The sequence below is a fragment of the Bifidobacterium sp. ESL0827 genome (assembly GCF_052606685.1).
In genome coordinates this window covers 811,526-831,364 of sequence record NZ_CP199597.1, presented here as the reverse complement: position 1 = coordinate 831,364, position 19,839 = coordinate 811,526, and the positions used below count along the sequence as shown (strand labels likewise).

The following is a 19,839-nucleotide window of genomic DNA, read 5'->3' as shown; positions in this document are numbered from 1 at the left end:
ACTCTGAGAGAGTAACTTTCGGCTATAGCAATCATTGAAAATTATAATGTGCCGAATTCCACGAGCTCTGACGATCTGTATCAGTTCGACCATCCCGCCGCCCGCTCGTCTCCGAACACTACACACCGCAAAAAATTTGCCTCTTAAAGCTGGTGATATCTTGTAAGAGAAGATTCGCAACTTCATTGCCAGATGGGCAGCTTCTGCCAGTTGTTCGGAAAGCCAATCAGTTTGAAAGGAAAGCTGGGATAGCGTTTCATTAGGATTAAGAGGTTCCTGAACCAAAGAGTGACGCCCAGCTGCTTCAGCAGGAAGAGTTCCATGGCCAGGAATCCCGCACGGCCCTTTGACTTAGATCGGCGGAAAGGCTCCCATTCGTTGTCTTACCAATCATTACCTTCAGGTTCCAGCACGGGTTTGGTAGGTGTCATCTTTGAGTCGATGTAGTTCCATAATGTTCATGGTGGACGGTCTTGTTATGAGCGACACGCAAATTCCCGAGCCAGCCACGTAGCAGTTTCTCAATGCTGACCCTGGACTTATTGGACATGATTCCCAGATACAGGGCGAATCTGCTTTTGATGGCAGGGTTGGCACCTTTGTAAACAATTTTCTTAATCTACTGTAGGGCAAGCATACACTAGCGCCCAGATGGGTGGCAGTGAATCGCAGTAGGTGCTCTGGAAATGCTTGAGCTGTGGCAGCGAAGATCGCTTATAATCCTCGGCGATGCCGACAATCGCATTCTTATGCTCTTCGGTACTGAGTCCAGGCAGACCGGCAGGTTCAAGGCAGCCGAACAGGCCAGTTGCTTTGGCAAGTTCAGCAGCCAGGAGCTTTTGATAAAGACCTCAATGCTGATGATGCCATCAAAGATGATGTTGCGCAGCTCCTGGTCGAACACATACCATTCCCATATGGGATACTCTGCGGTGCTGAAGAGAAAAGGCAGCTTATGTATACTTCTACCCGCCATGGGAGTAGGAAAAGGATAGCAGTAGCCTTTGAGACGATAATAGCCTACCAACTCCAAACAATCCTGAGGTCCTACACTCTGATGCCTGTCAACCCGCTGTCCAAAAGCAGCTTAGCCACGTCTGCAGATTCGCGGTAAGGATGGCCAGGGTAAAAGGGCAGCTTGGTTGCGGTTGCGGATTTCATTTGCCCTCTAGATAAAAAAATACCGCCATAGTATGCGGTTCTACCCCGAAAAGCAGTAGAGACAGTGCTGGCTTCTAACACAACTGACTGCGCACCGTGCGAGCGCCAAACGCAAAAACTTCAAAACGCGATTGTGGCTTAGGGCTAAGGCTGAGCGTAGACGACACTAAATGAGATGGCGCTTGGGTCAAAACCAGTGCGGTGGATCTGATTGTGACACTCTGCCATGCTCCCACAGTGGCCCTAGTACACTCCTGGTGGTCCCGGTCAGAACGGGAGGAAACCGGCGACATCAGCTCTGACCGTTCACCAGCCCGACTCGCTTTCGAATCCGCGACGACCCAGCGACGAGAATCAAAATCCTTCCGACATCTCAGACCTATCCGCCACAGGCAACCGGATACCACCATCTGGAGGCAGCTCCATGCAAAAGATGAGATGCTAGGTTAAACTTGAATGTAGAAAGCTATTCGGAGGGACTGCCCCATATGCCAAGGTGGTCCAGTGAAAGAGGACCTCGACTTGCGTTTGTGATGAGACAGTTGCCTATGCGGTCGGTATAGACCGTCGAAATTGGTGAGCTTCGTTTCTAATCCGCCACCCTACTGTGTAGCGGCCAGAGCATGAGGTTCCCAGTTATTTGCGGCGACTGTCCCCGCAGGGGAATCCTCAGGCCAAAACTACCGTCACTCACATTCGCACCATCCACTGCAATTATTCCAACATAAGGTCGATGGCCCGAAGTTGCGCGATGACGGTCTGACCGCCCGACCAGTCACAGCCGACGATTCCCCTGATGATGAACCAGACCGCATCACCATCAGAAGGAAACCCGTGTCGAACCCTAGTATCATTACCATCACCGACCTCGGCTTCGCCTATCCGAGCAGCCCATCCGCCATCTTTGAGCATCTGTCCGCAACCTTGGATCGGGGCTGGACCGCCCTGCTTGGCGATAACGGCTGTGGTAAAACCACCTTGGCTCTGCTCCTGTGCGGACGCCTATCGCCGACCCAGGGAAGTATCAGCCCAAAACCCAACAGCTTGGTCTGCGAATACTGCCCCCAGGACATCGCCGAGCAACCGCATAACCTGGACGATTTTGCCAACGACTGGTCACAGCGGGCCGTTGCCATCAGGCGGACCCTGGGCATAGCAGACGATTGGGTCTACCGGTATCCGACCCTCTCCGGCGGTGAGGCAAAGCGCCTGCAAGTGGCCTGCTCCCTCAGCCGGGAACCTGACCTGCTGATCCTGGATGAACCGACCAACCATGTGGATGAAGTGACCAGGACTCGTATCGGCCAGGCCATGGACAGCTTCGCAGGCATCGGTCTATTAATCTCTCACGACCGGGCCCTGATTGATGCCAGCTGCCCCAGGTCGTTGGTCTTCCGCACACGTCACATGCAGGCCGGCAATGTGCAGACGCTGACCCAGTTCAAAGGCAGGCTGGCGCAGATCGAGGAGCAGGAGAAGGCTGAAGACCGTCACGCCCAGGAGGAATTGGATAGCAACCGCCGGGAATTGAGCAGGCTCAAGCGGTTCAAGGCTGCCCGCTTCCAGAAACTCCAGCATGTAGATGCTCTGAGACAGCAGGGAGGCCGAATCGACCCACACGACCACGACGCCCGGAACACTCACAAACTGGCTAAACCCGGGGCCTCGGGAACGGCAGCTGCCCGCAGCTACCGGCAAGCTGAAGCGCGCATCGTCGCAACCAGCAGAAAGAACGCCGACCTACAGACTGCCGCTAAACGCTATGACGGGAGCATGAGCCTGCAGGCCGAAGCCAGCCACAAACGTGAATTGGTCCGGGTTGATGGCGGCGACCTAAGTGACCGGATGGAAAGGCATGGTGTCGAAGACTTCCGCCTGTATCTGCGCGGGAATGCAGCTACAGACAGAGGGGCAGACAGCCAGCATGGTCCAGCCATAGAGACCATCAGCATCGGGCCGAAAGACCACATCGGCATCAGTGGACCGAATGGACGAGGCAAATCCACATTGCTCGAGCTACTGGTCGCCGGTCTGCCCGCGGATCTACCGCGCCTGATCGTGCCTCAGATCATTGGCTCGGCACGAATACACAAGGCCTTGGAGGACGCGGTCGCGCTGCCGGGGGCTCAGCGAAAGAAACTGATGACGGCATACGCCCAGCTCAACGCTGACCCAGAAGATCTCCTGGCCGGTCACGAACTTTCTGCGGGCGAAGGCCGCAAACTATTGCTGTGCCTGGGATTCTTGAAACACCCCCAGCTACTGATTCTGGACGAACCGACCAATCATCTGGACCTTCGCTCCCAGGCAGCTCTAGCCGAGGTGCTGACACCCTACCAGGGAGCCCTAGTGGTCGTCTCCCACGATGAAGGCTTCCTGGACGCTGTAAGTTCGATTCGCTGGGAGATCGAATGATCGCGGGACATCTGGCAGCCCGATATGGATGTGAAGGGTAGGGGACGCGAGTTAGTGAAATTCCAGTTGCATTGTGCCCTTCATATAAATATGCCACTCCCAATCCGCTACAGCGGGATGCAGAAAAGAACGAATAACACCAGAAGGCCGATGATATACCAAATACACGCCCAACGTCAGGGAATACAAATAATTCCATGGTTTAAAACCTCGGGTTCGTTGTTATTTGGCCGTGCCGACGGGATTTGAACCAGCAACCTCTTGTTGAGAAAAGCTGCTGTACGTGTGTACATGCTAGCTGCCCGTAACTGTTGTTAATAACGACTGGAATACTGCCTACACCATCGTGTCCCAAGCACTAGCTGATACAAGCTGAACTGCTACGTCCGCCTCCGCCGGGGTCAGCAGCTTGGTAATAGGCACCAGGAGGCGGGTGTGGTTGGTGTGGTGCTGATAACCCGTCCGGGGTGTTTCCCTCCAACCTGTGTTTAGGTTGAATTATGCCGATAATCCTTGAAAAACAAGGGTGTCAAAGACTTTTGGCAGGGGAATTTTTGGCGGGTGAGGGGTTGGGTTGATAGCTTGAAGAGGTCAGGCGTGCGCAGGACTCGATGATGCAGGCACACAGGCATCAACCAACAATCGGCCGGCGGACGATGGCCAGGGAAGGCGGGTGGCAGGGGTATGGAGCTGGGCAGTCAGATTCGCCGGTATCGCTCGGAGCGGGGCATGTCCCAGGACGATCTTGCCGGCAGGATATTCGTGTCCCGCCAGACCATATCCAACTGGGAGAACGACCGCACCTACCCGGACGTGCAGAATCTGCTCCTTTTGTCCAACCTCTTCGACGTGACCATCGACCAGCTGATCAAAGGAGACCTCGACACCATGAAGCAGGCACTCGATAGAGACGTACGAAGCATGAAGATCCTGAATCTGATCCTCTATGGCCTGGTCGCGGTCATCTTCATTGTGGATGGGCTGGTGCTGTATGGGGTTGCAGTTGCGAAGCGGGAGTGGCCGTGGCTGCTTTCACTCTTGGTGCTCTTCGCCCTTCTGGTCCTGTTGGGATTGATCGGCGGCCTTGAGGAGAACATCAAACGACGAAACGACATCCGGACCTACAGGGAGATCAAGGCTTTCCTGGCGGGTGAGGAGGTGGACCGGTCTGATCGTGACCATATGCCCAGCCTGAAGAAGAGGCTGGCGCTGCTGCTGCTCGTAATCGTGGTCTGCGCTGTTGCCGGGTATGCTCTTGCGGCCCTGCTCTGGTGACAGCCCCTCCTTGGCTGGCAACGGAAAATAGGGGCTTTACCTGTACCAACTTAACGGATAAGGCCACCACGAGAAGGCATCTCTGTTCCAGCAAGCAACCGGATACAAATCTTCTTCTTGCTTTGACTTCGAGTGCATTTAAGGTTCAGCCATCAGTCATCGGAGAGCGACAGAGGGGGGGGGGGGCTCATACCAGCATGCAGCCTGTTATGCCATACGGCACACTTGACTCCGTGCAGTTCTATAAGCATTGTTTTGGCGTATAACACGAAACACATTGCGGCCGGCAAAAGCTGGGAGAGGACCTTGCATAAACGATGCGCCCGAAATGTGCCCGATTCCGGAAATAAGAATGGTTCCGAGGCGAAGGAGCCTTGGAACCATTGGTTTCTTGTCGGGCCGGCGGGATTTGAACCCGCGACCCCTTGTAAGATAAGCCGCTGTTCTGGTACATGCTAGCTGCCTTTAACTGCTGCTAACTATCCAAGGAATACTGCCAATTCTAGCAGATTCCAAGTATGAACTGATGCAAGCTGATACGGGTACTTATGGGTAGCGATGTGCCCGAAATGTGCCCGATTGGATTAGCCAGAAGGAAGTGTCTGATGACATTGGCACAGAAATCGTCTGACTGCATAAAATGAGATTGCTTGGAACTGATTCAGGGATGAGATGTAAGTGTGTGCCGGATAACCTTGCTGGATCGGTCAGGTTTTCCGCTTATAAAATCCCTGATGGCCTCGGACATTTTTTCAGGCACATAGTCGTGGAGATAATGAGGGGCATCGAAATACCGTATCTGTGAGTTACCTTGCTGCGCTTTGAAGGATTCTTGGATGGATCGCCACTCATCCTTGCTGAAGCCAGTGCCTTTCCCGTTGGAAACCAGTTGCAGCATCTTGATCTGTGGCAATCCAGCTTCCGCAACCTTGCGGGCGTTGGCGTTGACCGTGTTGATCTCTCGCTGGATGTCTGGATCCATGAAGTTCTTGAAGAAGAGGGTCCGGTAGACCGCCTTATCTTCAGCAGACAAATTTCCTGCTTTGATGGCGGGTGACTGGTCCGCGGTCAGTCTGGGCAGGAGACGAGGAAGTCCTGTCCGGCAAAGGGCGCCCAACAGTGCTGTGGCTGCGGCGGGAGGCACCAGGTTGCGCGTCTCATAAGCCTGTGGCGTGGCCATATCCAATCCGATGATGGCCTCCACCTCGGCAGGGTACTTCTTGGTCCAGTAAAGTGCTTCAAGCCCAGACATTGAGTGGGGGAGGAGCACATAGGGCCCAGTCACTCCGGCCCCGTGCAGCGCCGCCCTGGTCTCATCCAACATCGTGTCGATATCTCTGGGGTCCCGAGACCAGTCACTAAACCCGTACCCGGACTTCTCCACCACAATCAGACAGTATGAGTTTTGCAGTCTAGTAATGAGAGCCTTGAAATCATACAGAGGGGAAGGGGTTCCACACCCTGAAAGCAGCACCAGTTTCGGGACGCTACCATGTGTGTCCCCGAACACCGCGACACTCAGTAGTTTATGTCCCACTCTCACCAGCTGACGATATTGTGCTTCGCCCTTATCTTCCAGGGGATTCCTCGTAATTACTTGGAGCATATAGACGAGTCTACAGTAGCTGACAGCTTGTGGCAGAGCAGCAGTAAAAGCATATTGAGGAAGTGCTTTCTCGGCAAAAAAAGGATTCCGGTTCTGCGATCAGTTATTGACTTAAGTCTTGCAGCACACATCCCAGGAAGCGGTCGGGTTCCTCCCATTGGGGGAAGTGGCCGGAGCGATCGAACCAGTGCCAGCTTTTGGGGCTGTCGATTGTCTCGTACCAGTCGCGGGCGACGGCGGAGGAGACGTGGTGGTCCTGTCTGCCCTCACAGAAGGTGACCGGCACCTCGAAGTGGTGGGTGTCGGTGAAGTCCGTGTCCATCAGCTCCTGGTGAAGTGGTCGCACATCGCAGGGTTGGTGGGTTGCTTGGCAGGGGAGAGCTTTGACAAGCCGGACATGAGAACGAGCAGAGGAGCTGGATGACTGGTTGAGGTTCTGATGGAATCCTCTTTGAGATTACTATCGGTGAATCTTGCATTATTGAGACATGGCCAGCGATAACACTATGGAACCGTGCGCTGCCCAAATGGTGGTGGCCTGCGATCTAGTGGTTCGGGTATGTCCTACTTTCTGTGAAAAGCCATCTGACTTAGGTGGGCAGCAAAGCTTGTATCGGGGCGGACACAACCCAAGGGGCTGGATTCAGGATCCGTGAGCGGAAAAACCAGGGGCGAGGGGTGGAAGACACAGTGAAAACCAGAGGAACTTCTCAGGGGCAGGTCGTTGCATCACGGACCAGCACCCAGCGTCGGCGCATCCACACCACATGGAATTGGTATTTCATCGTGGAGGCGGCCTGCGTGGTGGTGGCCGACTGCTGCTTCACATCGGTCCCTATAGGCGCCAGGCTGCTGTCGAGCCTGCTCATACTCGTGCCCTGCCTCTATTTCATGACCTTCGTGCTGGGGCGGGTCTATGACCAGCCTTACCAGATGGACGGGCCGGGCATGGCCGAGCCGGTGAGCAAGACCGGCGCTCACGGTTGGGTCTTCGCCTTGCTGTCCCTGGTCTGCCTGCCTGTGGGCGCTTGGTTGGACGGGGTGGCGATCCTGGCGCAACTCTTCGTGGTTCCGCAACTGTTTATTGCCTTCGCCTACCTGCCGGCCTTGGGGCTGGTGGGGGTCCTGAACGCGGTGTTCGTGGCCATGGCCATGGCCGGCGTCAGGTTCCTGGGCACCGACCTGGCCGGCAATCTCATGCTCATGGGCCTGGTAGTGGTGTTCTCGGCCATGATCGGCAAATCCTTCGATATCCTCGCCCTGACCAACGGGCACAACCAGATGCTCCTGGACCAGCTCGAATCCCAGCAGGAGACCATCCGCAGGCTGAGCCTGGCCGAAGGCGCCTCGATCGAACGCGAACGGGTTGCCGGTGAAATGCACGACACCATAGCCCAATCCCTGGCCTCGGTACTGGCCCTGGCCAGGGTGGCCCGCGAAGAGCTGGACGACGACCTGCCAACGGCCCGGCGGCACCTGGACATGATCGCCGACCTGTCACAAAGCTCCCTGGACAACACCAGGCGGATGATAACCGACTCGGCACCGGCCGACCTGGACGGCAAGGATTTGAGCATGGCCCTGGAAAGGACTGTGCAAGCCGCAGCGCAAGAGGCAGGATTCCAAGCGCAATGCCGCATCCAACAGCCTTTGCCGGCACTGCCGAGGCGGACCGAGGTCAACCTGCTGCGCATCGTCCAGGAGGCTCTGGCCAACGTCTCCAAACATGCAGAAGCCAGGCATGTGCACATCAGCCTGGTACCGCAAGAGAACGGGCCGCACGATTCACATCCGGGCACGCTGGAACTGCTGATAACGGACGACGGTCTCGGCTTCGACGCCGACAACCTGGATTCCATCAGAATGGAACAAGCAGGCCACGGCTACGGGCTGCGGGACATGGCCAAAAGGGCCAAGGAATCAGGCGGGGCCTGCACCGTGACATCCGGCCCCGGGCAAGGCACCCGAATAACCATCACAGTACCGACCGAAGAGCCCGGCGACCACGACCGGGCCGGCAAGGAGGAAGCATGATACGTCTCGTCATGGCCGACGACCACCCCATGGTCCGCGAGGGCATACGCAGCATGCTCACCCGCCACGCCGACCTGGAGGTCGTGGCCGAAGCCGGCAACGGCGCCCAAGCCATAGCCGCAGTGGCTCGGACCAGGCCGGACCTGCTGCTCCTGGACCTACGGATGCCGGACATGAACGGCCCGGAAGTCACCCGCAGGATCCTGGCGGCCCAGCCCGAGACCAAGGTGCTGATCCTGACCACCTATGATTCGGACACCGACATACTGCCCGCCATCGAGGCCGGCGCCAACGGCTACCTGCTCAAGGACGTGGAACCCCACATCCTGGCCCAAGCCATCCGAGACACCGTGGCAGGAGCCACCGTGCTGAATCCGTCAGCGGCGAAGGCGGTCAGCAAAGCCCTGCACCCGCAAGACAGACCGGTCCTGTCCGAACAGGAGACCCGGGTCCTGCGAGAGGCCGCGAGAGGGCTTACCAACCGAGAAATCGCCGCCCGCCTGTACATCAGCGAGACCACCGTGAAAACCTACCTCAGCCGACTCTTCGCCAAACTCGAAGTCAACGACCGCACAGCCGCCGTAGCCAAAGCCATCGAAACCCTGGGACTGAAACCCTGAAAGCAGGACCCTTCTAAGTAGCGCAAACTACTCTTCTTGGTCTTGCTTCGGCCTCAATTGCACATGAGAGGTCCAGCCATCAGTCATCGGAGAATGGCAGGGGACCTCATATCCGAATACCGCATTACACCTTCAATGATGTGAACTTCATCGTCAATGCTGTTGGTGATAGCCAAGGAGAAATGACGAAACAAAAATATGTCAAACACACTTGACGTAAAGCTAGCTTTACATTATAGTCGTGCTCAGACCGGTTTACCTGTTCAACATTCGCATTCGGCAAGGAGCACCCCGTGAAGAAAAACGAAAGCAAGGCAACATCCGACTTGACCCGCTCACAAAGTTTGTCCGAGCCAACGGCACATGCGCGACCAAGACCGTTTGGTACTGTTCGCTTTGGATCCCATTCGATGTCGGCTCTCACTGCAGCATTGATTCCAGGTCTGGTCAGCGGTTTCGTTCTGGGAATTATTGTCGCCAGCTTCATGCCGCAGACTATGCCATGGATTATTAAGGCGCTTATCGTGACTGCGGCATTTTGTCCAGTATCAGTCAGCCTTTGCTGGGTCATCTTGGTGGATACCGACACCTTGCCCGGAGCAGATCAGCATGCCGGGGAGAACATAGAGAACCACTGGTACGGGAAAGCCGAACAGCTCTCATATCGCATTTTTTTGGGAGTTGTTTCTTTCAGCTGCCTGCTGGCCAGTTTGTTGGGTAAGGATCAGTGGGCGTTCATGTTGGTGTGCATTCTGATAGCAATGCTCTTGGTTTTTGTCCTGGCCTACACAATCATGAGGTTCATCAGTCGTGGATAACCATCTGGCAAAGTTGCGAAAAGAACACGGTTGGTCTCAGGGGGAATTATCCAAAAAACTGGGAGTGAGCCGTCAGACCGTAATTTCGATTGAAAAGGGCCATTTCGACCCATCGCTGCCACTTGCTTTCCGCCTGGCGGATGCATTCGATTTAACTATAGAGGACATATTCGAACCCTGAACATGCCCGACGCTCAGACCCTGATTGGAAATAAGGGAACTCACTGGAAATTATGCAAGGGTGCTTTTGCCTAACAACAGGCAAAAGCACCCTTATTTATACTCCGCCATGTCAGATTTGGATATCCTGGCCGATGACTTCGGCCACCTCGCCGGTGCGGTTGGGCCATAGGTCCGCGTAGGTGTCCAAGGTCTCTGTGGCCGAGGCATGGCCCAGGACGGCCTGCAGGGTTTTCACGTCCGCCCCGGCCTTGATCGCCAGGGAGGCGTAGGTGTGGCGCAGGGAGTGGATGACCAGGCCCTCGATATCCTGCATGCCCGCATCCCGCAGTGCTGGAGCCCATACCCGGTTCCGCCAGTTAGTGGTGGTCTGTCTGCCGCCTCTCGGCCCGCGCAGTAGGTAATCCTCGGGGCCATGGCCGTCGAGCAAATCTTTAATTCTGGGCAGCAGTTGGCTGGGTATGGGCACAAACCTGGTCCTGTTTCCCTTTGGCAATGTCTCAACGATATGCGAATCAACATCGACCGACTGGGTGCGTAGGACATTAATCCGGTTTCTCCCCAGATCCACGTCCCCGCACCTCAGAGACAGTGCCTCGCCGATGCGCAGTCCCGTATACGCAAGCAAGTAAATGACCGTGGCATTGGCCTCGTCCATCTGACCCGCCAGGATCTTGATCTCTTGTGGGGTTAGATATATTCGCCGTTGAACCGCTCTGTTATGTGGCACCTTGGCTTTGGCGACGGGATTGGTATCTATCCAGCGGTTTTCCACAGCCACATCCAGAATCGAGCCCAACACAATCTTGCCTACGGAGCGGATTGAGGACGCGGACAGCGAGGAGGCCGAGCCTCGTTCACCTCCATAAGGCGCCGTCCCATCGGCTAGGCTGACGTACCAGCGCTGGATCCTCGCCGTGGAAATGTCCTTCAAAGCTACGTCACCCCATTGAGGCAGAACCCACACGCGCAGCTCACGCCGGTAGCGTCCCTCTGTCGATCCCTTGATAGTGCCCGCCAGACCCTGCTGCCATAAGTCCGCTGCCTGTCGCAACGGCCTGCAGGAGTCTCGGGGATCCATGTATCGGTTCGACCGTATCCGGTCCTCGATCTCGGCCATGAAAGCCTCCGCTTCACCCCGGTAGCGAAACAACTTCCTTCGTGTGATTCCATCAATCCTCCATCGCACCTCCCAGCGTGACCCTTTGCCGAAGTCCTTGGCCCTGTATCGCTCAGGGACCTTGGCGTTCTCAGGGTCGTCGGTGTGCTTGGATAGGGAGTGCTTCATATATGCGGACGGTTCCTCCTTGGAGGTGTGCCCCTGTGCCGTCGTGACCAGGGCGGCCTTCAACCATCTGTCGTTTATCCATGCTTTTGCCATATCAACCTCTATGCGTCAGATAACAATTTGTTCCATTTAGCGATATCCAGCACCAGCTAACGGCGGTGCGCGCTGACGCATAGGAACAGGTATGAGCCAAATACAGCAAACAATGAACGATAACCCGGCTATGACACCGACCAGGCTGCTGACCCCTGCGGAAGCGGCCGAGATCCTGGTGATACCGGTGAGCACCCTGAACGCCTGGAGGGCGCAGAAAATCGAGCTTCCGTACGTGCATATAGGTCGTCTGGTTAGATACCGGCCCGAGGATGTGGCGGCACTTATCCGTCGCAATACGGTGCGGCCGGAATGAGCCGGAATGTGCCCGAAGGCAAGGGCGATGTGCCCGAAATGTGCCCGATTCGGGGCATACAAAAAATTCCAAGGCCCGGAAGCCTTGGAATCATTGCTATCTCGTCGGGCCGGCGGGATTTGAACCCGCGACCCCTTGACCCCCAGTCAAGTGCGCTACCAAACTGCGCTACGGCCCGACAGTGCATCAGCACCGAGTAGAGATATTAGCACAGCGTAGCTGGACCGACAATGGTCCGGCGAGTCCCAGCAAACAAGTCCAGACAGACCGGGCCGCGTGATCAACTTGCTATCATGTTTCTGGACGGTCGACGCAATCCGCGTCGACCGCAAGTCGTCCCAGCCCGGAAGGGGTTCCATGAGCACAGACGTTTTCGACCTTTCGGCCGCGAAGATGCGAGACAAGGGCATGAGCGAAGTCTCCATCAACCAGTTCAAGCAGCTTTACGAAACTTGGGAACGGGGAGACGCCAAGGCGTGCGTGCGCGAGAAGGATGTCACTCCGCTCAAGGACGTGCCCCGTACCAAAGATATCCACGACACCATGGACATGGACATGGCCCTGGATGCATTCTCCCGCACCGCCTTCATCAAGCTTAATGGAGGACTGGGCACCTCCATGGGCCTGGAGAAGGCCAAATCCCTGCTGCCCATCCGTCGCCACAAGGCCCGTCGCATGCGTTTCCTGGACATCATCATGGGCCAGGTGCTGACGGCCCGCAAGCGCCTAGGGGTTCCGCTGCCGCTGATCTTCATGAACTCCTTCCGCACCTCGCGCGACACCATGCGCGCGGTCAAGCAGGACCGCCGCTTTGTTCAGAAAGACGTGCCCGTGGAGATCATTCAGCACATCGAACCTAAGATCGACGCTGACACCGGCCGTCCTGTCGACTTCCCAGCCAACCCCGACCTTGAATGGTGCCCTCCCGGCCATGGCGACATCTTCTCGACCATCTGGGAGACGGGCCTACTGGATACACTCAAGGAGCATGGAATCGACTATCTGTTCATCTCTAACTCCGACAACCTGGGCGCCCGGCCTTCAAGGACCCTGGCCGGTTATTTCGCGCAGTCCGGAGCGCCCTTCATGATCGAGGTGGCCAAGCGCACCGATGCTGATCGGAAGGGCGGCCATATCGTTATCGATAAGGCCAGCGGACGCCTTATCCTGCGGGAGATGTCCCAGGTGGACCCGCACGACCGCAGCTCAGCCATGTCCATCCGCAAGCATCCTTACTTCAATACCAACAGCATCTGGGTCAGGGTCGATGCCCTGCGCGACAAGCTGACCGAATACAACGGCGTGCTGCCGCTGCCCATCATCGAGAACCGGAAGACCGTGGACCCCACCAATCCATCCACCCGCCCCGTGGTGCAACTGGAGACCGCCATGGGCTCTGCCGCCACGCTCTTCGAAGGAGCCATCTGCGTACAGGTGGACCGTATGCGCTTTCTGCCGGTCAAGACCACCGACGACCTGTTCATCATGCGCTCTGACCGCTTCCATCTGACCGACTCCTATGAGATGGAGGATGGCAACTACGATTTCCCAAACGTTCAGCTGGATGAGCGCTACTACAAGTACATCGCCGACTTTGACGAGCGCTTCCCCTATGGGGTTCCCAGCCTGGCGGCCGCCAACTCGGTCACGATCGAGGGGGACTGGACCTTCGGCAGGGATGTGACACTGTATGCAGATGCCCATCTGAGCGATCAGGGACGCTCCTCATACGTGCCCAATGGTCAGTATGTGGGACCCCAAGGAATCGAACCGGACGAGTGGGTCTAAGGCCAGTCTCAGCAGGGTTCAGCCTGTCAAGAAAAGGTACCGTATTTGGGTGTTTGGCTCCCACGGTCCTGAAAATCAATCTATGATAGATAAACGTGCGTTAGGCGCACTGATACACAAATTTTAACGATACGCGAGGACTGATGGCAGAAGGCACGAACGGAAGACGGCGTTTCTCGGATAAATGGGGCAAGCACGAACTTGATGTCCTAGCCGTCTTATCGTCAGCTTTCCCACAATGGCTTACATCTCGGCAAATAGCCCAACGGGTCAAGGCCTATGCCGACTCCTATGGCGAGCTGGCTGACCAGGCCGCCAAGGCAGCCTTCGCCAAGCAGTTCCAGCGTGACCGCGCCAAGCTGGCGGCCATGGGCATAGCCATAGAATCCCGTCAGCCTGAGTATTCCTCCAAGTCAGAGGGGCAGGATTTCGCCTCCTACCGTCTGCAGCTGGGGGATGAGCCCCGCATCCGTATGCACTTCAATCAGGAGGACATGCCGGTGCTGGCCGCGGCCAACTACCTAGCGCGATCCATAGCCATGTCCCAGGAGGCCAGCGAGGAGCCGACCCGACCGGTCTCGCGCACCACGCCCCGGGTACCGCAGGTGCCCATCCCCGGCCTGGGCCTGGACTCCATAGCTCCGGGGCTGGGCACCCAGCGCATTCCCGACGATCTGGTCAAGGTCATCGATTCCCGCCGCTTCGCTGCCACCGTGGACGTAGACGGGGAGAACCTGAACGTGGCCTATGCCGACTCCGACGATTTGGCCATGTTCGTCCTGGAGCACCCCGATGCCTCCATCGTCAGCCCTCAGGAAGCTGCAGATGCCTTCCGGCGCCGTCTGGATGCAGCCGCCCGCTTTAAGCTGGCCGACGAGTCTTTGAGCCCTGGAGCGGCAACGGTCATCTCTCCGGAGATTGCCCGGACCAGCGTCGAGCATTTCGCCACTGACCTAAGCGACGACGACACCGACCTCCGCCACGCCCGTCGTGTCAGTGCATCCTCCTTCCAGACCGGATCCGAGGTGGACCGCCGCCTGCGGCTCATGCTCTTCCTGTCCGCCCACCTGGGTGAGGAGTTCTCCCTGGCCGAGCTGGCCGATCGCTTCATCGGCCATCCCAACAGCAAGGAAGAGCTGCGCAAATATGTCAATACCATTCACAAGGACATCAACACCCTGACTACGGTTTCAGACGACGGGGAGATGGCAGGCAGCCAGTTCTTCGATATCGACTGGTCCCTGCTGGACGACAGTGGCATCGTCTCGGCCACCAACTCGCTGGGGCTGGAACGACTGGCCGGCATTTCACCCCAGTACCTGAGCATGCTGACCGCCTCGCTCAACTACCTGGCCCATTCGCCCCTGTTGCCCGAGCAGTCCCGCACCCAGGCCGAGTCGCTCTACCAGCGCCTGCGCACGCATGTAGGGCCGGGTGAGACACCCTGGCTCTCCCTGACCGGTTATGAGACTGAGCCCAAGAGCTTCTCGGTAGTCCGACGTGCCATCAAGACCGAGTCTTTGCTGGACATGGAGTACACGGACGCCGCCGGCCGCACCCGCCGCAAGGTGGTGGCACCTGCCAAGATCTTCGTGGATGAGGGCGTCTACTATGTCGCCGCCTGGACCGATATAGGCGATGCAGCAGAGGGCACTGAGGCTGCGGATGCTCCCTCGGATTCCAGCCGCCACCTCAAGCAGGGCACCGGACGCAACAGACAGTGGCAAGTTCTGCGAATCGCCAGAATCGAGCACGCAACCATCGTCAAGCCCAGCCATAAGGTGGAGTTCCCGGATGTGCCGGTCAGCGAGCTACGCAAGTGGTCCTTCGACAATGGCACGGCTGCGGTCTTCATCACCGACCGGCCGGATCTGCCCTACATCAAATCCCTGCCGGGCGCCTCGGTCGAGCCATGCGGATCCGGGCAGAAGGTCCACCTGACCGTCTCCTCGGACTCCTGGTTCGTGGCCTTCTGCATTGCCCACGCCAAGCACATCACGGCAGTGGCGCCCAAGACACTGAGAACCATGATTCTGGCCCGTGCCCAGCGTGAGATTACCATCAGCGATGCTCACGACAAGGAGCAGGACCGGCACTAGTCCCGGTCGGAGAGGAGTTCCATGCCTGGATGGATCTGGATCCTTTTGGTGATCTTTATGCTGGCCATGCTGATTGGCGGAGCCGTATACGCCATCCGCCACGCCATGGCGGCCGGCCGCTCCATAGGGCGGGTCTCAGACGATCTGAACCGACACATGCCCCAGCCCCCAGTTACAGGACAGTCCCAGGCAACGGATAGGACTGAAGGTCCGGCTTTCGCCCTGCCCCTGTCGCAATCAACCGAGCGCTACAGCCAGGCTCACGCCCAGGTTCTGCAGCGCAGGGAGCAACGCAGGAGGAATCATGCCCGCGTCTGGCGGCGGTGGAAGCAGTTCAATAAGTAGTTCTTGGAGGAATATGTCAGGTCATCGTCACCACGGACAGGATTCATCAACATCCGAACCGGGGCCGGCGGAACGCTATGCCCGTTTCAGTCGTCACCGTAAGCGAATGACCGGAGCGCCCGCACGTTTTCAGTCCAAGTTGCCCTTCCCTTTGGACGACTTCCAGCTGGAAGCCATCACTGCTCTGGAGGATGGCGACAACGTTCTGGTGGCCGCTCCGACCGGCGCCGGGAAGACCATCGTAGCCGATTTTGCAGTATTTTTGGCCCAGGAGCAGAACGTCAAGACCTTCTATACCACCCCCATTAAGGCCCTGAGCAACCAGAAATACCATGACCTGGTCGACCGCTACGGCGAGGACCGGGTGGGACTGCTCACCGGCGACACCTCCATCAACTCCGAGGCGGACATCGTAGTCATGACCACCGAGGTCCTGCGCAACATGCTCTATGAGCAGTCCTCCACCCTGACGGCCCTCAAGTACGTGATTCTGGATGAGGTCCATTATCTGGCCGACCGCTTCCGGGGACCCGTCTGGGAGGAGGTCATCATCCATCTTCCTGCCTCCATCCGCATTGTGGGGCTGTCGGCCACCGTGTCCAACGTGGAGGAATTCTCCGACTGGATCTCATCGGTGCGTGGACGCACCCATCTGGTGGTCTCCGAACGCAGGCCCGTACCGCTGGAGCAGCACGTCCTGGTCCAGGCCGACAGGCACACCGAGCCCGAGATCCTGGACCTGTATCGGCACGACGGTTCAGGACGGCAGACCCCAAAGATCAACCCACGTCTGGTCTCCCGGCTGGCCCAGCTGGACAAGGCCGGACAGGAGCGCGCCCAGGCCCGCGACCAAGGACACCATCACCACCATGGTCGCGGCGGCAGGCCGGAGCGACGGATGGGGGAGCGGTATCGTCCAAGCCGGGCAGACGTGGTCGATGAGCTGGACTTCATGGACATGTTGCCCGGAATCTACTTCATCTTCTCCCGTACCGGCTGCGACCAGGCCGTCCAACAGTGCATCCGGGCAGGCCTGCAGCTGACTACTGATGAGCAGGCCCGCCGAATACGGCACATCGTGGACTCCATGGCAGCCGGCCAGCTCAGCAAGGAGGATCTCAAGGCGCTGGGATTCTCCCAGTTCCGTTTCGCTCTGGAGCAGGGCTTCGCCGCCCATCACGCTGGCGTGGTCACCCTCTTCCGGCAGATAGTCGAACATCTGTTCGAACTGGGACTACTTAAGGTGGTCTTCGCCACCGAGACCCTGGCTCTGGGCATCAACATGCCTGCCCGCTGCGTCGTGGTCGAAAAGCTGGAGAAGTTTGACGGCACCGGCCATGTAGCCCTGACGCCCGGAGAATTCACCCAGCTGACCGGTCGAGCCGGCCGGCGCGGCATCGACGACATCGGCCATGTAGTAGTGGTCGACCACCGGGACTTCAGCCCAAAGACCATGGTGGCCCTATCCAGCCGGAGAGTCTATCCGCTGCACTCCAGCTTCCGACCCACCTTCAACATGGCCGTCAACCTGCTCAACTCCTCCAGCTACACGCGTGCCCGGGATACCCTGGACCATTCCTTTGCTCAGTGGGAAGCCAACCGATCAGCCTCAGAGCTGGAGGAGCGCATCGAGACTCTGACCAGCGGCCTGGAGGACTACCGTAAGGCCGCCCAATGCAGCCGCGGCGATCTAATCGAGTTCATGCGCATCCGTGCAGCCCTCTCTTCGGCCCAGAAGAACGATCGCCGCCGTTTGAAGCGTCAAAGGTTCACCAGCGAGAAAGCTCGCGACCAGGCATTCCGTGACCTTGACCGGCACATCGACCAGCTGCGCGAGCAGGAGCGCAACCATCCCTGCCGCCAGTGCCCGGACCTGCCCAAGCACCTGCGCTGGGGGAACCGGTGGATCCGCATGGACAAGGAGCTGCAGAGGACTCGAGAACAGTACGAGTCCAAAACAGGATCAGTCTCGCGTCAGTTCGACAGAATCTGCCAGATTCTGGCTGACCTGCACTACACCCGTCCCGTTGACCCTGATGACTGCCGATTGACGCGCAAAGGGCAGCTGCTTCGACGCATCTACAGTGAGCAGGATCTGAGCCTCGCCGAGATTCTGGATCGGGGCATCCTCAACAATCTGGAGCCTGCAGAACTGGCGGCCGCCGTTTCCGGACTGGTCTACGAATCCCGACGTGGGGTAGGGGAGCAGCCGGGGGAGAGGGCCGGATACAGAGCTCCCAGGCTGGTCGAGGCCATGGATGATATGAAACGTCAGTGGTCCCAGGTGCAGGAACGTTGCGATCAGGCCGGGTTGGAACTGCCCCCGGAACTTGATTTTGACTTAGGGCCGACCATCTACGACTGGGCCTGCGGCGACTCTCTGACCACCATCCTGCGTGACAGTGATCTGACGGCGGGGGACTTCGTGCGCAACGCCAAGCGCCTGTCCGATGTGCTCACCCAGATCGTTCAAGTGGAACCCTACCTGGGCAGGGGAGGACATCACCTGGCCAGGGCCGCCAGCATCGCCGCCGACCAGGTCAATCGCGGCATTGTGGCATATACAGGCGTGGAGTGAACACGGCCGCAGACAGGGAATAAGTTTCAGGTCAACACTGTTCTGTAGCTTGGAGGCAGTGACGGACACGAGTAAGGAGGAATCATGGCAGAGCGTAGTCTTCGCGGTATGAGTATTGGGGCGAAGTCCCTGGAATCTGATCAGAATGTGGACTTCGCGGCACGCAGCGAGGTCGCCTACATCTGCCCCAAGGGCCATCGGACCATCCTGCCCTTGGCCGAGGGCGCTGAGGTGCCACAGGAGTGGGAGTGCCGCTGTGGGCAGATCGCTCACCTTGAGGGGCACGACGAGCAGGAGTCCGGCAAGACTGGCAAACCGACCAGGACCCACTGGGACATGCTGCTGGAGCGTCGGTCCGAGGATGAGCTCAAGGCTGTGCTTGACAAGCGTCTGAAAATGCACCGCGAAGGATGGTTCCCCGACTATGAGTAAATCACCGCGCCGCCTGGTTCTGCTGGATCTGGACGGCACCCTGACTGCTTCTCATCCGGGCATTATCGCCTCTGTGGTGCAGACTTTCAAAGAGCTTGGTCATCCTGTGCCCGACGAGAGCGAGCTTCGACGATTCATCGGACCAGCTATCGAAGTATCCTTGCGCAACAACGGCATTAAAGAGGAGGACGTAGATAGGGGCGTTCAAATCTACCGGCGCTATTACAGCGAGATAGCAGCATTCGAGAATCCTGAACACCCAGGACAACACATCCCAGGTCGACTGCTCGCCACGGTCTTTGACGGCATTCCCGATCAGCTGAACCGTATGCACGAGCATAGTCTGACATTGGCTGTGGCCACCTGCAAACCCGAGTACCAGGCCCTGCCGGTCTGTGACCACTTCGGACTGACTCCACTGGTAGACGGCGTCTATGGCGCCAGCAAGGACTCTACAAGGATCACTAAGGCCCAGGTCATCACCTACGCTCTGCAACAGCTTGGTTTCGAAGCCAAACAAGGCGACCGAGCCCTTATGGTCGGCGACCGCTGGACTGATGCCGACGGTGCACTGGAAACCGGCCTGGACTGCCTGGGATGCGGCTGGGGCTATGCCGAGCCCGGAGAACTTGAGTCTCACAGGTGCTACCGAGTCATCGACCAAGTCGGCCAATTGTGCCAAGCTGCCGAGGATTACTTCCAGGAATAACACCTTGTTCAGGATCTGTCTTGTGCCAACGAGCACACACTTTTGAGGCCAAAGACATATGCATGTCAGTATCAGCAAAGAT

Annotated in this window: 16 protein-coding genes, 1 tRNA gene and 2 pseudogenes; 14 read left to right on the top strand and 5 right to left on the bottom strand. The window is 57.8% G+C overall.

From position 1 onward, the window contains the following. Positions 1 to 640: 640 nt before the first annotated feature. A complete protein-coding gene (locus ACUIAI_RS03200) occupies positions 641 to 1,027 on the bottom strand; it encodes an Abi family protein (protein ID WP_445342806.1) in 387 nt (128 codons plus the stop codon). 968 nt (positions 1,028 to 1,995) lie between these two features. On the opposite strand from ACUIAI_RS03200, the gene ACUIAI_RS03195 reads away from it, so the two are divergent. Next, positions 1,996 to 3,576 (top strand): ATP-binding cassette domain-containing protein, encoded by a 1,581-nt coding sequence (locus tag ACUIAI_RS03195; protein ID WP_445342612.1) that lies wholly within the window; start codon positions 1,996 to 1,998, stop codon positions 3,574 to 3,576. Between the two features lie 684 nt (positions 3,577 to 4,260). After that, a complete protein-coding gene (locus ACUIAI_RS03190) occupies positions 4,261 to 4,851 on the top strand; it encodes a helix-turn-helix transcriptional regulator (protein ID WP_445342611.1) in 591 nt (196 codons plus the stop codon). 661 nt (positions 4,852 to 5,512) lie between these two features. On the opposite strand, the gene ACUIAI_RS03185 is transcribed toward ACUIAI_RS03190, so the two are convergent. Next, complete coding sequence (locus tag ACUIAI_RS03185; protein WP_110412869.1) at positions 5,513 to 6,175, bottom strand: alpha/beta hydrolase; 663 nt, start codon at positions 6,173 to 6,175, stop codon at positions 5,513 to 5,515. 385 nt (positions 6,176 to 6,560) lie between these two features. Then, complete coding sequence (locus ACUIAI_RS03180; protein WP_045924388.1) at positions 6,561 to 6,779, bottom strand: alpha/beta fold hydrolase; 219 nt, start codon at positions 6,777 to 6,779, stop codon at positions 6,561 to 6,563. Between the two features lie 356 nt (positions 6,780 to 7,135). Here ACUIAI_RS03180 and ACUIAI_RS03175 point away from each other — a divergent pair, with 356 nt between their 5' ends. The 4 genes from ACUIAI_RS03175 to ACUIAI_RS03160 all read left to right on the top strand — a co-directional run bounded on the left by ACUIAI_RS03175 (position 7,136) and on the right by ACUIAI_RS03160 (position 10,110). Continuing rightward, positions 7,136 to 8,491: a sensor histidine kinase gene (locus ACUIAI_RS03175; protein ID WP_267458827.1), complete on the top strand. Its 1,356-nt coding sequence runs from the start codon at positions 7,136 to 7,138 to the stop codon at positions 8,489 to 8,491. Beyond that, positions 8,488 to 9,111 carry a response regulator gene (locus tag ACUIAI_RS03170; RefSeq protein ID WP_267400013.1) on the top strand — a complete coding sequence of 208 codons (624 nt, stop codon included), beginning with the start codon at positions 8,488 to 8,490 and terminating at the stop codon, positions 9,109 to 9,111. Before ACUIAI_RS03175 ends, ACUIAI_RS03170 begins: the two co-directional genes overlap by 4 nt. A 293-nt stretch (positions 9,112 to 9,404) precedes the next feature. Beyond that, complete coding sequence (locus tag ACUIAI_RS03165; RefSeq protein WP_267400015.1) at positions 9,405 to 9,929, top strand: hypothetical protein; 525 nt, start codon at positions 9,405 to 9,407, stop codon at positions 9,927 to 9,929. After that, positions 9,922 to 10,110, top strand: a complete 189-nt coding sequence (locus ACUIAI_RS03160; protein WP_267400016.1) for a helix-turn-helix transcriptional regulator — start codon at positions 9,922 to 9,924, stop codon at positions 10,108 to 10,110. Before ACUIAI_RS03165 ends, ACUIAI_RS03160 begins: the two co-directional genes overlap by 8 nt. A gap of 111 nt (positions 10,111 to 10,221) precedes the next feature. Here ACUIAI_RS03160 and ACUIAI_RS03155 read toward each other — a convergent pair whose 3' ends face one another. After that, positions 10,222 to 11,490 (bottom strand): tyrosine-type recombinase/integrase, encoded by a 1,269-nt coding sequence (locus tag ACUIAI_RS03155; protein WP_052692763.1) that lies wholly within the window; start codon positions 11,488 to 11,490, stop codon positions 10,222 to 10,224. 91 nt (positions 11,491 to 11,581) lie between these two features. On the opposite strand from ACUIAI_RS03155, the gene ACUIAI_RS03150 reads away from it, so the two are divergent. After that, positions 11,582 to 11,806, top strand: coding sequence for a helix-turn-helix domain-containing protein (locus ACUIAI_RS03150; protein ID WP_045924380.1), 225 nt, complete (start codon positions 11,582 to 11,584; stop codon positions 11,804 to 11,806). A 104-nt stretch (positions 11,807 to 11,910) separates the two neighbouring features. On the opposite strand, the gene ACUIAI_RS03145 is transcribed toward ACUIAI_RS03150, so the two are convergent. Next, positions 11,911 to 11,984, bottom strand: a tRNA-Pro gene (locus tag ACUIAI_RS03145). 179 nt (positions 11,985 to 12,163) lie between these two features. Between ACUIAI_RS03145 and ACUIAI_RS03140 the strand changes: the two genes are divergently transcribed. The 7 genes and pseudogenes from ACUIAI_RS03140 (at position 12,164) to ACUIAI_RS03110 (ending at position 19,757) form a co-directional block, all read left to right on the top strand. Continuing rightward, positions 12,164 to 13,594: a UTP--glucose-1-phosphate uridylyltransferase gene (locus ACUIAI_RS03140; protein WP_445342610.1), complete on the top strand. Its 1,431-nt coding sequence runs from the start codon at positions 12,164 to 12,166 to the stop codon at positions 13,592 to 13,594. Positions 13,595 to 13,737: 143 nt separating this feature from the next. Then, positions 13,738 to 14,521: pseudogene (locus ACUIAI_RS03135) on the top strand (helix-turn-helix transcriptional regulator); the annotation flags it as partial. Between the two features lie 74 nt (positions 14,522 to 14,595). Beyond that, positions 14,596 to 15,693, top strand: a pseudogene (locus tag ACUIAI_RS03130) (helix-turn-helix transcriptional regulator); the annotation flags it as partial. 21 nt (positions 15,694 to 15,714) lie between these two features. Further along, positions 15,715 to 16,038: a hypothetical protein gene (locus tag ACUIAI_RS03125; RefSeq protein ID WP_445342609.1), complete on the top strand. Its 324-nt coding sequence runs from the start codon at positions 15,715 to 15,717 to the stop codon at positions 16,036 to 16,038. Positions 16,039 to 16,051: 13 nt separating this feature from the next. After that, on the top strand, positions 16,052 to 18,616 hold the full coding sequence (locus tag ACUIAI_RS03120) for a DEAD/DEAH box helicase (protein WP_445342608.1): 2,565 nt from the start codon (positions 16,052 to 16,054) through the stop codon (positions 18,614 to 18,616). Positions 18,617 to 18,700: 84 nt separating this feature from the next. Beyond that, positions 18,701 to 19,048 carry an RNA polymerase-binding protein RbpA gene (locus ACUIAI_RS03115; RefSeq protein WP_045935333.1) on the top strand — a complete coding sequence of 116 codons (348 nt, stop codon included), beginning with the start codon at positions 18,701 to 18,703 and terminating at the stop codon, positions 19,046 to 19,048. After that, on the top strand, positions 19,041 to 19,757 hold the full coding sequence (locus tag ACUIAI_RS03110) for an HAD hydrolase-like protein (protein ID WP_445342607.1): 717 nt from the start codon (positions 19,041 to 19,043) through the stop codon (positions 19,755 to 19,757). The genes ACUIAI_RS03115 and ACUIAI_RS03110 overlap by 8 nt, the downstream gene beginning before the upstream one ends. Positions 19,758 to 19,839: the final 82 nt, after the last annotated feature.

Coding starts and splice junctions, on each gene's coding strand:
- ACUIAI_RS03190 (WP_445342611.1), top strand. CDS start 4,261: ATGGAGCTGGGCAGTCAGATTCGCCGGTATCGCTCGGAGCGGGGCATG.
- ACUIAI_RS03185 (WP_110412869.1), bottom strand. CDS start 6,175: ATGTTGGATGAGACCAGGGCGGCGCTGCACGGGGCCGGAGTGACTGGG.
- ACUIAI_RS03180 (WP_045924388.1), bottom strand. CDS start 6,779: ATGGACACGGACTTCACCGACACCCACCACTTCGAGGTGCCGGTCACC.
- ACUIAI_RS03170 (WP_267400013.1), top strand. CDS start 8,488: ATGATACGTCTCGTCATGGCCGACGACCACCCCATGGTCCGCGAGGGC.
- ACUIAI_RS03155 (WP_052692763.1), bottom strand. CDS start 11,490: ATGGCAAAAGCATGGATAAACGACAGATGGTTGAAGGCCGCCCTGGTC.
- ACUIAI_RS03150 (WP_045924380.1), top strand. CDS start 11,582: ATGAGCCAAATACAGCAAACAATGAACGATAACCCGGCTATGACACCG.
- ACUIAI_RS03140 (WP_445342610.1), top strand. CDS start 12,164: ATGAGCACAGACGTTTTCGACCTTTCGGCCGCGAAGATGCGAGACAAG.
- ACUIAI_RS03125 (WP_445342609.1), top strand. CDS start 15,715: ATGCCTGGATGGATCTGGATCCTTTTGGTGATCTTTATGCTGGCCATG.
- ACUIAI_RS03120 (WP_445342608.1), top strand. CDS start 16,052: ATGTCAGGTCATCGTCACCACGGACAGGATTCATCAACATCCGAACCG.
- ACUIAI_RS03115 (WP_045935333.1), top strand. CDS start 18,701: ATGGCAGAGCGTAGTCTTCGCGGTATGAGTATTGGGGCGAAGTCCCTG.
- ACUIAI_RS03110 (WP_445342607.1), top strand. CDS start 19,041: ATGAGTAAATCACCGCGCCGCCTGGTTCTGCTGGATCTGGACGGCACC.